Here is a 17,071-nt window from a genome sequence, read left to right as displayed (position 1 = left end):
TTGTAAAAAGCCCTGTATCCAGATAATAGATGCAAGCCATGTTACGCCCGCACCTGTCTCTCGTTTTCGTTCTCGCGTTTTTCCTTGGGGAAAAAGGCTTTGCCCAGGGAGATCGGCCAGAATGGGACGATCCGGCGGTTATCCAATTTGGGCAGGAGCCTACGAGGACTTCTTTCATTGCCTTTCCGGATCGTGCTTTGGCCTTGGCAAATCGGGATTACCCGAAGGCTTCGCCTCGCTACCAGAGTCTAGCGGGCGAGTGGGATTTTCATTGGTCGCCTAATCCCGCCAGCCGTCCGCTTGGCTTCGAGCAATCGAGTTTCGATCTTTCCGGTTGGGACCGCGTAACGGTGCCGGGCAATTGGCAGCTGCAGGGACATGGCTTGCCGATCTATACGAATATCAACTATCCGTATCCAGTCGATGAACTGCGCCCGCCGCGTGACTGGAATCCGGTCGGCTCCTACCGTCGCAGCTTCAAGCTTCCGGCGCATTGGGATTACGACTCGGATGCCGGCGACCGTGTATTCCTGCATTTCGAAGGCGTCGACTCGGCTTGCTACGTTTGGTTAAACGGCGACCTCCTTGGATACAGCGAAGGTAGCCGCACGCCGGTGGAATTTGACGTGACCGATTCCCTGCAAGCGGGGGAAAACCTGCTCGCGGTCGAAGTCTACCGTTGGTCCGACGGTACGCTGTTGGAGGACCAAGACTTCTGGCGTTTGAGCGGAATCTACCGTGACGTCTACCTTTGGAATGCTGGTCCGGAACGCTTGCGTGACTTCCGCGTATTGGCGGATTTCGACTCCGCGAGCGGGGCAGGGCGGCTGAGGGTCGATCTCGATCTGGTGGAGCAGTCTAGAGAACTCGAAGTCGAGTTGGAGTTGCTTTCTCCGTCCGGGCAACCGCTGCTCGCCGAAACCCTCGACGCGGCGTCGATCCAGTCAGGCATCGGTCAATGGGATTTTGAATACGACTTGAAGAACGTCGATCCCTGGAGCACGGAGTTCCCCACGCTTTATACCTTGCTGCTCACGCTTCGGGATTCAGCCACGGGTCAGGTCCTAGAGTCCGTGCCGCAAGCGGTCGGCTTCCGCCGCGTGGAAATCCGCGATGCTCAACTCCTCGTCAATGGCGTGCCGATCATTCTGAAGGGCGTAAACCGCCACGAGCACGATCCGGTGGGCGGTCATGTGGTTACCCGCGAGGCCATGTTGCGGGACATCGCTTTCATGAAGCGCCACAATCTCAATGCGGTGCGCACCTCGCACTATCCCAACGTGCCGGAGTGGTACCGGCTCTGCGACATGGCGGGCATCTATGTGATGGATGAAGCCAACTTCGAGACGCATGGTCTCGACCGTAAATCGCTCGATAACCCCGTGGCCAAAGATCCCGTCTGGGCTGCTCCTGTGCTCGACCGCTTTCAGCGTATGGTGGCTCGCGATTTCAACCATCCGTCCATCATCATGTGGTCCACTGGCAACGAAGCATCGGACGGTCCAAACATCAAGGCTTGCCGCGAATGGATACACGAAGCCGATCCTTCACGCCCCATCCATTACGAGAATACTAACTTGCACCTTCCCGGCTACGACGGATCGAGCAGCGACGTCATTTCCCAGATGTACACGGTTGCGGCCGACCTGCTTGCCGAATTCGACCGCTGGCCCGACAAGCCGTTGTTGCTTTGTGAATACACGCACGCCATGGGCAACAGCAACGGCAACCTCGACGCCTATTGGGACCTCATTTTCGCGGATGACCGTATCGCCGGAGCCTTTGTTTGGGACTGGATGGACCAAGGTCTCGAGCAATCGATACCCTACGGCCGCATCGATCCTTGGGGCCGCGATACCTTCTACGCCTACGGTGGCTGGTGGGAAGATCGGGCGGGAGTTTCCCACGACTCGAATTTCTGCATGAACGGCTTGCTCGCCGCCTACATGACGCCGCACGCCGGATTGCTCGCCCTCAAGCACATCGTGCAGCCCATCCGGGCGACCTTGCTGGAGCAAACGTCGCAGCATGTCCGCCTCCGCCTAGCCAACCGCCTCGACTTCACGCCGCTAGAGCAACAAGGCGAGCTACACTGGACCCTCCTGCGAGACGGCCAGCCATTCCACTCCGGCAGCCAGCCGCTGCCAGCAGGCGCTCCGCGCTCTGCGGTGGAGATCGTCCTCGATTTGCCCGAGCCCATTAGCGCCGACGCTGGCGAAACGCTGCTTTTGCTCTCGTATCGCTCCACCACCCACACTGCTTGGTGGGCGGCAGGCCATGAGTTTGGCTGGGATCAGTTTCACCTCGAAGGCGCGTTTCAGGCACCCGCAATTGCGACTTCTGGCCAAACGCCTTCTGTTACTGAAACGGAAGAGGAGCTGACCGTGCGAGGCGATGGCTGGAGCGCCCGCTTCTCCCGTGCGGATGGTTCCTTGCTGGATTGGAAAATTGGCGAGCAACAGCTCGCCGAGGCCAGCGAACCCGACTTCTGGCGAGCTCCCACCGACAACGATCGCGGCGCGGGCCTAACGGTTGAAGCGCCAACGCGACAAAAAGCTCTCACCCCCAGCCGCATCTGGCGTGAGGCCGCTGGCGAACGCGGTTCCTCTCGTCCAGTCGAGATTGTACGCGATGAAGTTACCGGTTCCGTGGAGCTGGCCTTTGCCCTCGATCTGCTCGAAGGCGGCGCAGGGCTTGAGCTGAGCTACCGCCTGTATGGCAATGGCGCGATCGAGGTCGATTACTCGTATCTAGCTCGCGAATACGATCTGCCTGTCATTCCCCGCGTGGGCATGCTCTGGACCTTGCCGAGCGAATACGACTCCTTCCGCTGGTACGGACGCGGCCCGGAGGCGACTTATGCGGACCGGGCCTTCGCCCCGATTGGGGTTTACTCCCGCACGGTGATGGACAATTGGGAGGACTACTCGCGTCCCCAGGAAAACGGCAACAAGACGGCGGTTCGCTGGCTTGAGCTGACCAATGGTCAAGGCAGCGGGCTGAAAGTGACCGCGCTCGAGGTCCCGCTCAGCTGCGGCCTCAGTCCCTACAGCGCCGATGAGCTTTCGCGTGTCGATTATTCCTGGCAACTCGGAACCCGTCAGCAGACGTATTTGAATATCGACCTGCTCCAGCTCGGAGTCGGCGGCGACAATAGCTGGGGCGCCACCCCGCTCGAGCAGTACCTGCCTAAGGAAAAGGCCTACCGTTACAGCTACCGCATCGAACCAATCGGGTTTTGAGGTAGCGGGAGTTTAGGCGAGGCTTTTTCTTTTGATCTGACGCAGATTGACGTGGGGGCCAATTTGACGTCTGCGGAGCAGCCGTCCCACCTTTCGAAACTGGCGGATGCTATGGATTTTTGCGCCCGCTGGCACAGCGGGCGCTACCTCAGGTGGATCGGCTGCTCCGCGGGCGATGTGTGCCGGCGTGGAACGACTGTACGATATTTTCGTATTCGGTTTGCGGCTGAGGCTGATCGGTACGGTGAAGGTATCGAACCAACCGGGTTTTGAGGTAGGGAGAATTTTGGCGGGGCTTATTCTTCTTGATCTGGCGCAGATTGACGTGGGGCCGATTAGACGTCTGCGGAGCAGCCGTCCCACCTTTCGGGGGTGGCGGATGCGATGGTGTTTTGCGCCCGCTGGGACAGCGGGCGCTACCTCAGGTGGATCGGCCGCTCCGCGGGCGATATGTGCCGGAGCGGAACGCCTGTGCCACCTATTTGAATACGTTCAAAGGAACGTGGATCTCTGCCTTTTAAAACGTGGCTTCCAAGGGAGCTCCGGCGGGGACAGTTTTGACCTGCTTTTTGCCGTCGAGGTAAACTTCGATCGTTACCTCTTGCGTGAGCTCGGGAGCAACTACCTTCACGGACTCGTCAGTGCGAGTTAGGGTGATCGTCTTGGGCTTGTTGTCGTCCTTGCTGTCGATGTAGGTGAAGCTGGTTTGTTCGCCGATCCCGCCGGGGAAGGCATGGATGACGAGGGTATTGGCTTCGCCTTCGAGCCAGTTGCGGCTGTTGCCGCGGTAGATGTCGCCGGTGACCATGAGGCTGTTGGCGCGGACGAAGAGTGGGATCTCGTCCAGGGCGGCTTGGACGCCCATCGCTCGCTGCCCTTCGTGGGCGCTTTGCACGCCTTCGGCGAAATCGAAGCGGTACCACTTTCCGGCGGGCAGATAGACTTCCCGTGCGGTGCCGGGGGTCAGGACGGGTGCGACGAGTAGGCCGTCGCCGACGTAGTATTGGTCCCAAATGTCGTAGGTGTTGGGGTCGTCGAGGTGACGGTAGGCGAGCGGCTGCATGAGCGGGCCGTTTGTCGCGGAGGTGTTGGCCAGCGAGTGCAGGTAGGGCAGGAGGGCCATGCGGAGCTCGAGCAGCTCGCGGAAGTCGGATTGGAAGGTTTTGTCGTAGCTCCAAGGCATGCGGTCGGGGCCGTCGCCGCCGGAGCCGTCGAACTTGATTTCGAGCAGGCCATTGAAGATGCCGAATTGGGTCCAACGCAGGTAGAGGTCGGTGTCGATATAGCCTGGGCCGAGGTAGCCGCCGACGTCTGTGCCCCAAACGGGGAAGCCCATGAAGGAGGCGCGCATGGCATTGGCGGCGTTGCCTTGCAGGCCTTGCCAGCTGGTGCGGGGATCGCCTCCCCAGATGGCGCTGAGGTAGGGCTGGGCGCGGTGGATGGCGGCGCGGGAGAAGGTGAACTGGTCGTCTCCCCAGGTGCGGCGCAGGGACTCGTCGTGGGTCTTGGCGAAGAGGTAGGCGTACTTGTTGCGGCGTTCGCCGATGGCAACGGTTTCGTCGGCCCACTTTTCCCAATTGGGTAGATGCTCGTCGGCTCGGTCCATCTTGTGGCCTTTCACGCCGACGGAGTGTTGCAGCTCGGTGAGCTTTTGCTGGTAGAGGGCGACGGTGGCGGGGTCGCTCAAATCGGCGTAGGTGAAGCCGCCGGGCAAGTGCTTTGGCATGGGGGTGTCACCGAAGAAGGCGGTGGCGGTCCAGGTCATGAACTCGATGCCGTGGTCCTCGCGGATGGTGGAGATCCATTCTTCGGGCTTGGCGAACTTGGCGTTGAAGTTCATGAGCGACCATTCGTTGGCTCCGTCGCTGTAGGGACGGTCCACGAACCAGGAGGTGAAGGGCAGGCGTAGGTCTTCGAAGCGCTGGAGGTCGTCGAGGATTTCCGCGGCTCCGCCATCGTTTTGGTCGCGCCAGCCCACGGGGCCGACGGCCCAGAGGGGGAGGGACTTGGGGGCTCCTATGAGCTCGTAGTAGGCTTGGTGGATGGCGCGTCCGTCGTCTCCAAAAAACACATACCAGTCGAGGGTGCCGGTTTCGTGATGGATCTTGTGGCGGCCGTTGATGGCGAAATCGTATTGTCCAGCTCCGAAGGTATCGAAGAAGGCTCCGTAGCCATGGCTGCTAATGTAGAAGGAGGAGAAGGCGGAGGCGAAGTTTTCCACCATGGTCTGGGCGGCATTGGTTACTTCGACGGTGACGCTCGACTCGCGCAGGTCTGGCGAGTGGCGGTTCTCCGGCTGCAGGGGAGAGGAGAGGCCGAAGACGTGGTCGCCGGTATCGGCTAAATCGAGGGTCACTTGGTTGCCCCATTCCGCGTCGGCGTAGAAGCGAAAGCCGTCGCCGTGGCGGCTCATGGTGAGCTCGATATCCAGCGGCTCGGTTGCGCGGGAGCGGAAGTCGACAGCGGCCGGAAAAGACAGGGCAACGCGGATCGAATGGTCGTTGGCATCGATCAGCTTGACGCTAAGCGGCGCATGGTAGTCGAAGCGGATTTGCTGCAAGTCGATGATTGTCGCTCCGCTCCGGGTGATCTGCACGGAACCGTCGTCCTGCCAGGTTAGCTCGCCACTGGGCGCGGAGAGGGTTTTAGCCGCTTGGACAAGCGGAGTTGCCAGAAGCAGGGCGGCCAGCGTGGCAGCTGCTTGCAGGGAGCGTGAAAAGGCATAGGGCATGGGCGTAGCGTGTTTGGAGTTCTTGCCGGGGAAAGGGATATGCTTGGGCGAAGGGGATCCCGGTCAACGGGAACCGGTTGCTAATCGTTAGAAGAGGTAGGAGCGATCTTGGTCGCGAAAGCGAAGGTGGGAATCTGGTTGTGGGGTAGCGGGCAAGTGAGGGTTGTCGCCTCTGGCTCGGAACGCTCCTGATTGTTGTTCTCAATATCCCCCGTTTTGGGGAGTTCTTTTCGCGGGGGCGCGTGGTAATCTTCACGGTTTCCCCTTATCGTTCGGTTACCCTTCTCATGCTATGGCTGAGACCGTAATTTCTGTCCCCCCGATGATTCGATCACTTCTATCCTATGCCCCTGTATTGCCCAGTGCTTCGAAGCGGTTGGTGGTTGGCTGGGTGTTGTGTGGTTTGTTTGGCTGGGCCTCGAATCTCTCGGCTCAGTTCGTCGATGCGACTTTGGAGTCCGGAATTTTTCATGAGCAAATGGTGGCGATCGAAGAGGAGCAGATTATCCATTTCCAGAGTGGAGGCGCGGCGGCGGGCGACTTCGATGGCGATGGCTGGGTGGACCTTTTCGTGACGCGGGTGGGCGCTCCGGATATTCTCTACCGAAATTTGGGACGGTCGGGGCCGCAGGGGGTGGTGACCTTTCAGGACATAACCTCGCGGGCGGGCGTCGGCGGGTCCTACCATAGCAACGGGGCGGCTTGGGCGGATATCGACAACGACGGCGATCTCGACCTCTACGTCACCACGCTCTACCACAATCGCTTCTACCTGTATCTAAATAATGGCGACGGAACGTTCTCGGAGGAGGGGACTGCTCGGGGAGCTGACTTGGCGAGTGGAATCGAGCACCATGGTTTTTCGGTTTCTTTCGGCGACTATGATCGGGACGGCTACCTCGACTTTCACGTGAGCGAATGGGAGGTGCCGCAAACCGGCCCGGACGCCGCGCAGCACAATGCCCTTATGAGAAACCTTGGGGCTCCCGCTCCGGGCTATTTCTCCAACCAGACCCTGGCGGCGGGCGTGGGTTTGAATGGATTGGAGCGGCCCTCGACGCCAGGCGTGCGCAACGATTTCGCATTTACCTCGCGTTTTAACGACATGGACAACGACGGCTGGCCGGACCTGTTGGTGGCGGCCGACTACCGGACCAGCCAGCTCTTTTGGAACCGGGGCGATGGAACCTTCGTCGACGAGGGCGCGGCCACGGGCGTGGGCTTGGACGGCAATGGTATGGGGGCGGATGTGGGCGACTTCGATGGGGACGGTTTGTTGGATTGGTTTGTCACCTCGATCTCTGACAATCGCTTGTATCGCAACCTGGGGGAGCGTCGCTTCGAGGATGTTAGCCTGTCGGTCGGACCGGGGCCTGGCGTCTCCGGAGCGGGCTGGGGTTGGGGGACGGCGTTCCTCGATGGCGACAACGATGGCGATCTCGACCTAGTCATGACCAATGGACACCAGGATTTGGACAACCCCTCTCGCATCCTCGAATCGATCGACCAGACGACCTACTGGCGAAACGACGATGGCGTGTATCAACGTTTTAGTGACGCGATGGGTTTTACCGATAGGGACCCGGGAAAGGGACTTCTCGTTTTTGACTATGACAACGATGGCGACCTCGACGTCTTCATCGCCAATTGCCAGACTAAGCCCATCCTCTACCGCAACGATACGGTGACGGATAACCGTTGGCTGCGGGTCAATCTCGTTGGCCGCAAGTCGAATTCGCACGGGATCGGCGCCCGCCTCGAACTGCAGGCCGAGCCGGATGGACCGGTTCAGCTACGAGAGGTTTCGGCCAGTAGCCACTTCCTTGCCCAGAGCGAGGTGACTTCCCATTTTGGACTCGGGGACTTTACGGGCAATGCCCACCAGTTGACGGTGCGTTGGCCCAGCGGGGTGGTGCAGACCTTGTCGAATCTGCCAGTCGATCGTGAGATCCGTATCCTAGAACCGGTTACATACCAGGAATGGGAGACCCGCCTCTCGCCTCGAACCCTGCCGTACCTTGGCGGTCGGGACGCGGATTTCGATAGCGATGGATTTTCAAACTTCATGGAATACCTCTTTGCGACCGATCCGCGCGATGCAGGGGATCTGCCAGAGCTCGAGTGGATCGATCCGCGGCTGGACTGGGTAGATGGCGCGTATCGGATAAGCTACCAGCGTCCGCTGGGAGCGGCGGACAGGCGGTTCGTCTGCGAGCTGTCCTCGGATCTCGATGTTTGGAAGGAATTCGTGGGGACGCCGCAAACCGTGCAGGCCATCGATTCGCCCGATGGACGCTACCAGTGGGTGGAGGCGAATCTGCCAGCGGCGCAGGGGACAAGTTGGTTTCTGCGCGTTCGAGCTGTGGAGACCGTGATTGATTCAGAATGATGAGTATTCTCAACAAACCGTACTTCGCCCATTTTCGCAGGTGCTTTGCCGCTTGCCTGGCTGTGTTCGTATTTTGGGTACAAGCGGAAGCCTCCTTTACGGAGGTTTCGACCGAGGCTGGCTTGACGGCTCCTTCCACGCTCGATCCTGCGGAGTTTCCTCCGGGAGAGATCGTCTACCACTATCGCGGCGGAGTCGCCGTGGGAGATTTCGATGGCGACGGTTGGCAGGATATCTTTCTCACTCGACACTTTTATCCAGGGATCCTGTATCGAAATAACGGCGACGGAACTTTTAGTGATGCCACGGAGGCGGCCCAATTGCCTACGGAGTTTGCCTATCACTCGATGGGAGCGGCGTTTGCGGACCTCGACAACGACGGGGATCAGGATCTGGTGGTCACGACCGTGGCGCACTCGCGCTTTTATCTCTACGTGAACCAAGGCAACGGCACCTTCAAAGAGGAGGCGATCCAGCGTGGGGCAGACCTGAGTAGCGAGACTCTGCACAACGGTGCGAGCGTAGCGGTGGGCGACTACGACCGGGACGGCTGGCTGGACTTGGCGTTCGCAGATTGGTCGGTCCAAGTGGGGGACGAGAACGTGCATTTGCATTCGGCTCTCTTGCGCAACCGAGGCAGGCAGGCTCCGGGGTATTTCGAAAATACGACGACGGAAGCTGGAGTGGAGCAGCGCATCCCTGCGGTGGGCGGCGGCGAGTATCAATTTGCCTTTACGCCTTCTTTCGTGGATACGGATTTGGACAATTGGCCGGACCTCTTCCTGACGGCAGACTTTTACGGGAGTCGCTTGCTGTGGAACAATGGGGATAGAACCTTTTTCGATGGGAGTTTGGCGGCGGGAATCGGGGCGGAGGATAGCGGTGTCGGCGGCGATATCGGCGATGTCGACGGTGATGGCAGACCGGACTGGATCGTGACGGCGATCGCTCCCAGCTCGGATCCGGAGAAAGCGGCCACGCGGGCAGGCAACCATTTGTATCGAAATATCGGCGACAGAGAGTTTCTGGATTTTACGGATACTTCCGGCATACGTAGCGGCGGATGGAGTCGCGGGGGGCAGTTGTTGGACTACGACAACGATGGGGACCTAGACTTTGCCCAAGTGAATGGAGCATCGACAGATCCTCAGCAGGTTGAAAAGCCAGAGGATTTGGCGAGGCCGGTCTTGTGGGAAAACGACGGTACGGGGCATTTTGCGGATGTGGCCGTCAAAGAGGGACTTGTTGAAAAAGCGGATGCAGGCGGGATGGTTGCCTTCGATTACGATCGCGATGGTGACCTTGATTTGCTGGTCGCTTCGACGACCGATTCGTTGTCGCTCTATCGAAACGATCGCGAATCGGGGAACGTCTTGCGGATTCGACCGGAAGGTTTTCTTTCGAACCGAGACGGGTTTAACTCCAAAATCTGGGTACAAGCCAGCGAAGGCGGGCCGATCCAGTATCGCGAATACAATCCGACCGGTCTCTATCTCTCCAGCGGCGAGCAGGTTGCTCACTTCGGCCTGGGAGATCACAGCGGGCCCGTACACTCGGTGCGCATACGTTGGACCAGTGGTTTAGAAGTCGCTTTGACGGATGTGGAGATGACCGCCTCGAACAACGTGCTGGTGGTGCAAGAACCTTTGCCGGTCGGACTTCGCACGCCAGTGGTGTCCGAGATTTCGGGTGATCAGGATGCGTTTAGGGGACAGGAGGTTCGCTTGCAGGCGCGAGCAAATGGAGTCCCCGAAGTCGAGTATCAATGGTACCACTACGACCAGCTTATTCCCGGTGCGACGGCTTCGGAGCTGGTCCTTTCCAGCGCCCAGCCCGCCGATGCAGGCGACTATCACGTGCGCGTGCGCAATCTCGCCGGCAGTGTGGAGTCCGCTACGATGAAGGTGACGGTGCGCCTTGCAAACGAGGGGCACTCCGTGGCACGTCGCTGGAACGAGGCTTTGCTCGATGCGATCCGCAAGGATTATCCGGCGCCCACGGTTCACTCCCGAAACCTTTATCATGTCTCGGCGGCCATGTGGGATGCGTGGGCGGCTTACGACGAAACGGCGAAAGGAGTCTTCTATCAGGCAAAGCACTCCGCGGCGGATGTGGCCGCTGCCCGCGAGCAAGCGATCAGCTACGCGGCTTATCGGATCCTGACGCATCGCTACGCGGACTCCCCCGGACACGCCGTTTCGCAAAGCCTCTTCGACGCGCTCTTGGCGGACCTCGGGTACGACGCGGAGGTGACGGTGATCGATGGCGACAGTCCTGCTGCAATTGGCAATCGCATCGCGGCGACAATCCTGCTGCACGGCCTCTATGACGGAGCGAATGAAGAAAATGGATACGTCGATGATACGGGCTACCAGCCAGTGAACGAACCGTTTAATATCAACGACTCCGGCACGGAAATGGTCGAGGCGAACCGTTGGCAACCGATTTCCTTCGACTATGCCGTGACGCAGAATGGCTTGCCGCTAGGGGCCAATACGCAGGAGTTCCTCGGATCGAATTGGGGCAAGGTGAAGCCTTTCGCCATGTCGAAGGCCGACGAGGATTCCGTGTACTTTGACCCCGGTTCTCCGCCGCTTTGGGGAACCGATACGGAGCAGGCTTTTCAGCAAGACGCTCTCGAGGTGGTGCGCTACAGCAGTTATCTCGATCCAGCGACTCCCGGTCTCGGGGCGGAGGCGCTGGATATTGGGCCGGCGACTTCGCTGAACAACCCTATGGGCACGAATCAAGGAAGTGGATACAACGCGGCAGGCGGCAATCCGGTAACCGGCGAGCCTTACGAGCTCAACCTCGTGAAGCATGCCGACTACGGGCGGGTGCTTGCTGAGTTTTGGGCGGACGGGCCGCACTCGGAGACGCCGCCCGGGCATTGGAATACGGTGGCGAACGATGTGTCGGACCACCCGCTATTTGAGCGGCGGTTTGCGGGGGAAGGCGAGGAGCTGGATCCGTTGGAGTGGGACGTGAAACTCTACCTGGCGTTGAACGGGGCAGTGTCGGATGCGGCGATTGCGGCGTGGGGCGTGAAGGCTCACTACGATTACGTGCGGCCCATTTCCATGATCCGTTTCATGGCAGGGCTGGGGCAGTCGAGCGATCCGGATTTGCCCTCCTACCATCCGCAAGGGCTTCCGCTGGAGACAGGCTTGTCGGAACTGATTACGTCGGAGAGCGCGGCGCCAGGGCAACGTCATGCCCATCTGGCCGACCATGTGGGGGAAATCGCGCTTTTCACATGGATGGGGGAGCCGGACGATCCGGAGAACGAAGTGGGTGGGGTAGGCTGGGTGCCGGCCTTGCAATGGTCGACCTACCAGCTTTCCACCTTCGTGACGCCCCCCTTCGCTGGCTATGTTTCCGGGCATTCGACCTTTAGCCGGGCGGCGGCGGAGGTCTTGACCGGGATTACTGGGACACCGTTTTTCCCCGGCGGCTTAGGGTCCTATACCTTCGAAGGAGAGGAGTGGCTTGATTTCGAAAACGGGCCGACGGAGACCATGCAGTTGCAATGGGCGACCTACTACGATGCGGCGGACCAGGCGGGCCTATCGCGTCTATACGGTGGAATCCACGTGCGGGCCGATGACTTTCAAGGGCGTATTATGGGGTCGCAAATCGGAATCTCGGCGTGGGAAAAGGCAAAGGACTTTTATAGCGGGACGGCCGAGGCGGCCGAAGGCGTTTTAAGGTACGCCGATTGGGCGTCGGTCCGTTTGCTTGGGCAGGATACGGCGCCGGATGCGGTGGTGGCGGCGGATGGCATCGACAACTTTACGCTGTTTGCATTTGGACTTGGGCTCGACGCAGCGGACCGGTCCGGACTGCCGCGTTGGAGAGTCTTTCCGGGCGAGACGGATCGTTTCGAGCTACTCTACCAGCGGCCGGTTTCGGTGGCGGGCGTGGACTACCGGATCGAATTTTCCGATGACCTGGTGGATTGGAAGCCGGTGCCGGATGCCGCGGTGCAGGAGATCGTCTCGCCCGCAGGCGTGGGCAAGGTACGCTGCAGCGTTTCGGTGGATAGCGGCGGAGCGACGCCTATCTTCTACCGTTTGCGGGTGGCCGCGAAGTGAGGCGAGGAGCGGGGCAGTGCGGGTTTCTTGTAGGAGCGACCTTGGTCGCGAAACTTGGGGGCCGGGCAGATTAGGGTAGGTTTTTCCAAGTCGTGGCGAATTGTTTCTTAACCACAGATTGCAGGATGAACACAGATTGTTTGTCTGACCAGTTGCCATGCATCTGCTGGATGATGAATTCAGTTATATTGCTGTTCTTTTGTACCCTTGGCTTATAGCGGATGTATTCAAAGACGACGGTGTCTGGTGGTTTGGCTTACGTCAGAGAGTTTTACTCTATTTGAGGTTTAGAGTATCCGATATATTGATACGCTAATTGGTTCCGCTGGTGGGTTTCACGACGATTTGGTCGAGGATGAGGCCGGGGTCTACCATTTGGATGGTGATGGTTTGGAGGCCTGCGTTTTCGAGATCGTGCTGGGAGAGGCCGGCTGAGTAGGCGCGTAGGGTGTTGGCGTTCCAGGCGGGGGTGTACTCGTTGGCGTGCAGGTCGAGGATTTGCGGTTCCTCGCCGTTGACGGAGATGGCGTAGCGTAGGCCGGGGTGGTCGGAGGTGATGCGGTGCGTGGGAAGGCAGCGGACTTCGATCGAAACGGGGCCGGGCTCGAAGGCGTGGAAGGTGTAGGTGAGTGCGGGGGCGTCGGCCGGCAGGGCGGCGGGGTCGAGGCTGGCGGCGGTGACGGGCTGGAGCTCCATGCCGTCGCCGCTGGCGTTGGATTGGGAGACGCGGCGCCAGCCGGTGGAGTCGGCGCTGTCGCGGCGCTCGGCGTAGGAGGTGGCCTTGATTTTGAGTTGGCCGTAGTCGAGGAGATGGGCGGGCAGGGTGGCGAGATCGAGCTCTGGCTGCGGGTGGACGGTGAGCGCGACGGTGCGGGTGGCTCCGGCGGCTTCGATGGCGATGGTGGCGGTCTGTATCGGGTTTTTCGGTGCGGAAGCCCAATCGATGCTGACGCTGAGGCGGGTGTCGGCGGTGCCGGAGCTTTGGCTGAGCGTTACCCACGGGGCGCTTGGGGTGGCGGTCCAGGTGAAAGGGTCAGTGCCGGTGTTGAAGATGTCGATGAATCGGCTGCGGTCGGTGGCGCGGCGGAATGGGGGCAATTGGCCGGTGGTGTCTGGGGCGAGGGTGTTGGCGGCGCCTTCGATGGCGACGCCGAGTCCGGCGGCAGCGGGGGCCTCGTAGCTGGCGGTGTTGGCGGGGAGGAAGATGGATTGGGTTTCATGGGCCCAGCGGGGGAGTTCGCTGGTATCCATGGGGTTGAACATGTAGTTCCATTTGCCGTCGGCGTTCTTGGTGTTGCAGAAGGCGATCTCGGCGCGGAGGGCGTCGTCGGCTTCTTGGGCTTGGGCGGCGACTTGGTTGGCGGCGGCGCGGCCTTGCTCGGCCCAGAGGCGGCTGCGTTCGGCGAGCAGGACCTTCTGGTTGGTTAGGTCGGCGGCGCGGATGGGGAAGAGGATGAGCTGGTAGAAGGCGGCTTGCTGGTTGGCCGGGAGCGTTTCGTAGAGGGCGTTGGCCTGGGCGGTGAGGGCGGCGAGGGCTTGGAGACGGGCGCTGGCTTGGTCGCCGTGGCCGAGGGCGCCGGTGGAGTCGAAGCGGGTTTGTTTGAGGTTGAGCTGTTCGGGGCGGGTGACGATGTTGAGGCGATAGTACTCCTCGAGAATGTCGGCGATGGCCTTGGCATTTTCCGGACTGAAGTCGCGGGCGGCCCACTCGGCGAGGTAGGCGTGTTGGTCGAAGTCGCGGAAGGATTCGGGATCGCGGGCGAGGCGGAGGAAGAACTCGGTGCCGATTTCGTGGGGCTTGAGGTCGCCCACGTTGACCAGCCACATGCGGTGGGCCTCGAAGTCCCAGGCCTTCATCATTTCGACGCGGGTCATGCCTGGTGGGGTGGTGCAGAGCCAGAGGTAGCTGCGGGGGACGCCCCAGTAGGAGAGGTGGTAGTAGACGCCGGAGCCGCCCGAGCGCTGGCGTTCGGCGGCGGTGGGAAGCTGGCGGATGTAGCCGTGGTTGTCGTCCGGCCAGAGGATGGTGACGTCGTCGGGGAGCTCGAGCCCGGCTTGGTATTGCACGAGCGTTTCCTTGTAGGGGATGAAGATTTGGGGGACTCGGGACGGGTCGGGATTGACGTGGTCGGCGAGCATCTGGCGTTGGTCGGGGATGATCTGGTTTTGGATCATGGCGGCCTTTTGGGCTATGGTGGTGCCTTCGGGGGCGAGCATGCCTTGGTCGGTGCGGCCGCGCAGGCCGATGGTGTACATGTTTTCGTAGCCCGCGGTTTCTTTAACGCGCTCTTCCCAGAACTTATAGATGGTGTCGCGATGTGTCCAATAGTTGTAGGGACCCAGCTCGCCTTCGTCGTACTCGTGGCTGTTGCGCAGCATGGGCTCGTGGTGGGAGGTGCTGATGACGATGGCGTAGTCGTCGGCCACTGCGGGATTGCGGGGGTCGAGGTAGAAGGGAGTGGTGTGCACGGGGAATTCGTGCATGGCGGGCCAGATGATATTGGACTGGAGGCGGAGCAGCAGCTCGAAGATCTTGGCGTAGGTGCGAGGGCCGATGTTGCCGGTTTCCGGTTCGAAGGTCTTGGCGGCCCAAGGTTGGAGGCCCCAGTCCTCGTCGTTGAGGAAGATGCCGCGGTACTTGACGCCCGGGCTCGGCTGGACGTGGGTGCCGGACGCGACGAAGACTTGCTCGCGTTGCTTGGTCGGTATGTCTCCCCACCAGTACCAAGGCGAGACGCCCATGGCTTCGGAGAGGGCGAAGACGCCGAAGGCGGTGCCGCGTCGGTCGCTACCCGCGATGACGAGGGCTTTGGCGATGCCGGGTAGTGGGTTTTTGACTACGGAGGCGGTGTAGGCTTCCCACTCGCCCGCGACAGCGCTGACGTCGAGCTGGCCGGACTTGACGAGGGAGTCGATGAGCGGGCTTTGGCCGAGGGTGCCGATCAGGATGGGCTGGGAGTCTGCGGCGGGAGCGGTGGAGGAAGCTTGAGCGGCGGTGCCCGTTACGCGTTGGATGTCCGCGGCGAGGGCTTCGGCGGCGATGCGAACCACGGTGGCGTCGGCGGCGTCGAAGTGGATAGGGGCGGCTTGGCGGTTGTCAGCAACGGGAAAGGCGGAGGCGTCGCCGGAGTCGAGGATGGGCAGGAAGGGGGCGGCGAGGTAGCGGGAGCCTTGCTGTTCTTGTGCCGGGAGGCTACTGGCGGTGGCTAGGCTTAGGAAAGCCAGCGTAGTTGAAATGAGACGACGGAAAGCTGTGTGTGCAGTCATTGCGTGAGCGGGTTCTTTGGCGGGGTGGACGCTACGATAAATAGTAGGCAAGAGCTTGGGATGGGGTAAAGTTGGCCACAAGAGTGTAGTCCTTGTTTACAGGTTGATAGTCAGAATAGCGATGGAGAGCGGACCTCTAATTTTTCACTTTCATGCTGACGAGCGGAGAGTCGAAGCGGATGAGGATGATTTCGTTGTTGTCGATGATGGGCTTGGCGGCTCGTCCGGCGCTGAAAGGGTAGTTGTTGTCGTTGGCCACCGCGATGGTCTGAGGGTCTATCAAGGCAAGGCCTTCGATCGTGACGAATGGAAATGTGAATACGTGCGATCCATCTTGGTCGAGGTCGTAGGGGTCGGGTAGGTTCAGTAGGTCAACCAGTTCCTTTTTGAGGAGGGTGTTTTGCTCGTCACGCAGGGTGAGGTCCACGAGAAATATTTTTTTGAATACAGCCGTGGGGCCTGAACCTCCGTCGCGCTCGATGACCATGTGGAGGGTGTCGCTGATCGGGCTGAAGTCGCCGATGGCGGTGCCCTCTGGTTCGAGCGGGTAGTAGAAGGTCTCGCCGACGTATTGGTTTTTTCGAACATCGAAGGGAGTTATCGGTAACCTGCGGAGCCCTGCGGCCTGGTCCTGCGCGAGGGGCTTTTCCAGCATGGGGTAGAGGAGGGTACCCGCTTGGTTTATACTCATGCCTTCGAAGCCGCCACTGCGTGGATGGTTGGCGGAGCGGCCTAGGGGATCGTCAGGAGTCGCGATACCGGTTAGAGGGATGGGGGCTTGGAGCAGCTCGCCCTGCACATTGCAGTGGATGAGAAAGGGGCCGAATTCGTCGCCGAACCAGAAAGTCCCGTCCGCGTCGATACGGACGCTTTCGATGTCGAGGTCGCCCCCAGTGAGCAGACGGCGGCTTTTGATGGCGGGGTCGACGGGGATGCCGGAGTCGCTGCCGTCGCCCTTCGGGTAGCTTGCCCGGTCCGCCATGATTTCGAAGGGGATGAGGCGTTGGGGATCGCTGAGGGTGAGGAACTCGAGGACTTCGACGGAAGCGTCGCCGCCTGTTTCGGTTCGGAAGGAGGGGAGGATTTTATAGATCCGGAGCAAGTAGTCTTGGCTGTTGGCCTTGGAGCCGAAGCCGTTGTCCGAGAGCAACCAATAAGTGCCGTCGCCGTTGGCGACCATAGCGGAGAAGCCCTGAACGGGTTGCTTGTCCTCGAATGGAGCCGTGCGACCGTTGGCGCCGCCATCGATGAATTGGCCGGATGTTGGCCCCTCCGCGAAGGTATCGGCCGGCAGCCTGGCGAAGCCCGCGAGCTCCTGAGCGCTGGCCGGGAGGCAAATTGGCAAATG

6 protein-coding genes are annotated in these 17,071 nt (G+C 60.6%); 3 read left to right on the top strand and 3 right to left on the bottom strand.

Annotated features, from left to right (window positions below; genetic code table 11):
- Positions 1-38: 38 nt before the first annotated feature.
- The gene (locus IEN85_RS23425) at positions 39-3,242 is read left to right on the top strand and encodes a glycoside hydrolase family 2 TIM barrel-domain containing protein (protein WP_191619551.1); all 3,204 of its coding nucleotides are present in this window, start codon (positions 39-41) and stop codon (positions 3,240-3,242) included.
- 517 nt (positions 3,243-3,759) lie between these two features.
- Here IEN85_RS23425 and IEN85_RS23420 read toward each other — a convergent pair.
- Positions 3,760-5,973, bottom strand: coding sequence for a glycoside hydrolase family 31 protein (locus IEN85_RS23420; RefSeq protein WP_191619550.1), 2,214 nt, complete (start codon positions 5,971-5,973; stop codon positions 3,760-3,762).
- Positions 5,974-6,295: 322 nt separating this feature from the next.
- On the opposite strand from IEN85_RS23420, the gene IEN85_RS23415 reads away from it, so the two are divergent.
- Both IEN85_RS23415 and IEN85_RS23410 read left to right on the top strand, forming a co-directional pair.
- Entirely contained in the window at positions 6,296-8,362 is a 2,067-nt protein-coding gene (locus IEN85_RS23415) for a CRTAC1 family protein (RefSeq protein ID WP_191619549.1), read from the top strand.
- Positions 8,359-12,456 carry an FG-GAP-like repeat-containing protein gene (locus IEN85_RS23410; protein ID WP_191619548.1) on the top strand — a complete coding sequence of 1,366 codons (4,098 nt, stop codon included), beginning with the start codon at positions 8,359-8,361 and terminating at the stop codon, positions 12,454-12,456. The genes IEN85_RS23415 and IEN85_RS23410 overlap by 4 nt, the downstream gene beginning before the upstream one ends.
- A gap of 312 nt (positions 12,457-12,768) precedes the next feature.
- Here IEN85_RS23410 and IEN85_RS23405 read toward each other — a convergent pair whose 3' ends face one another.
- The gene (locus IEN85_RS23405; protein WP_191619547.1) at positions 12,769-15,723 is read right to left on the bottom strand and encodes a glycosyl hydrolase 115 family protein; all 2,955 of its coding nucleotides are present in this window, start codon (positions 15,721-15,723) and stop codon (positions 12,769-12,771) included.
- Positions 15,724-15,859: 136 nt separating this feature from the next.
- Positions 15,860-17,068: an esterase-like activity of phytase family protein gene (locus IEN85_RS23400; protein WP_224772898.1), complete on the bottom strand. Its 1,209-nt coding sequence runs from the start codon at positions 17,066-17,068 to the stop codon at positions 15,860-15,862.
- Between the last annotated feature and the right edge of the window lie 3 nt (positions 17,069-17,071).

The organism is Pelagicoccus enzymogenes (assembly GCF_014803405.1).
Taxonomy (GTDB): domain Bacteria; phylum Verrucomicrobiota; class Verrucomicrobiia; order Opitutales; family Opitutaceae; genus Pelagicoccus; species Pelagicoccus enzymogenes.
This window is presented reverse-complemented; position numbering and strand designations above follow the sequence as displayed.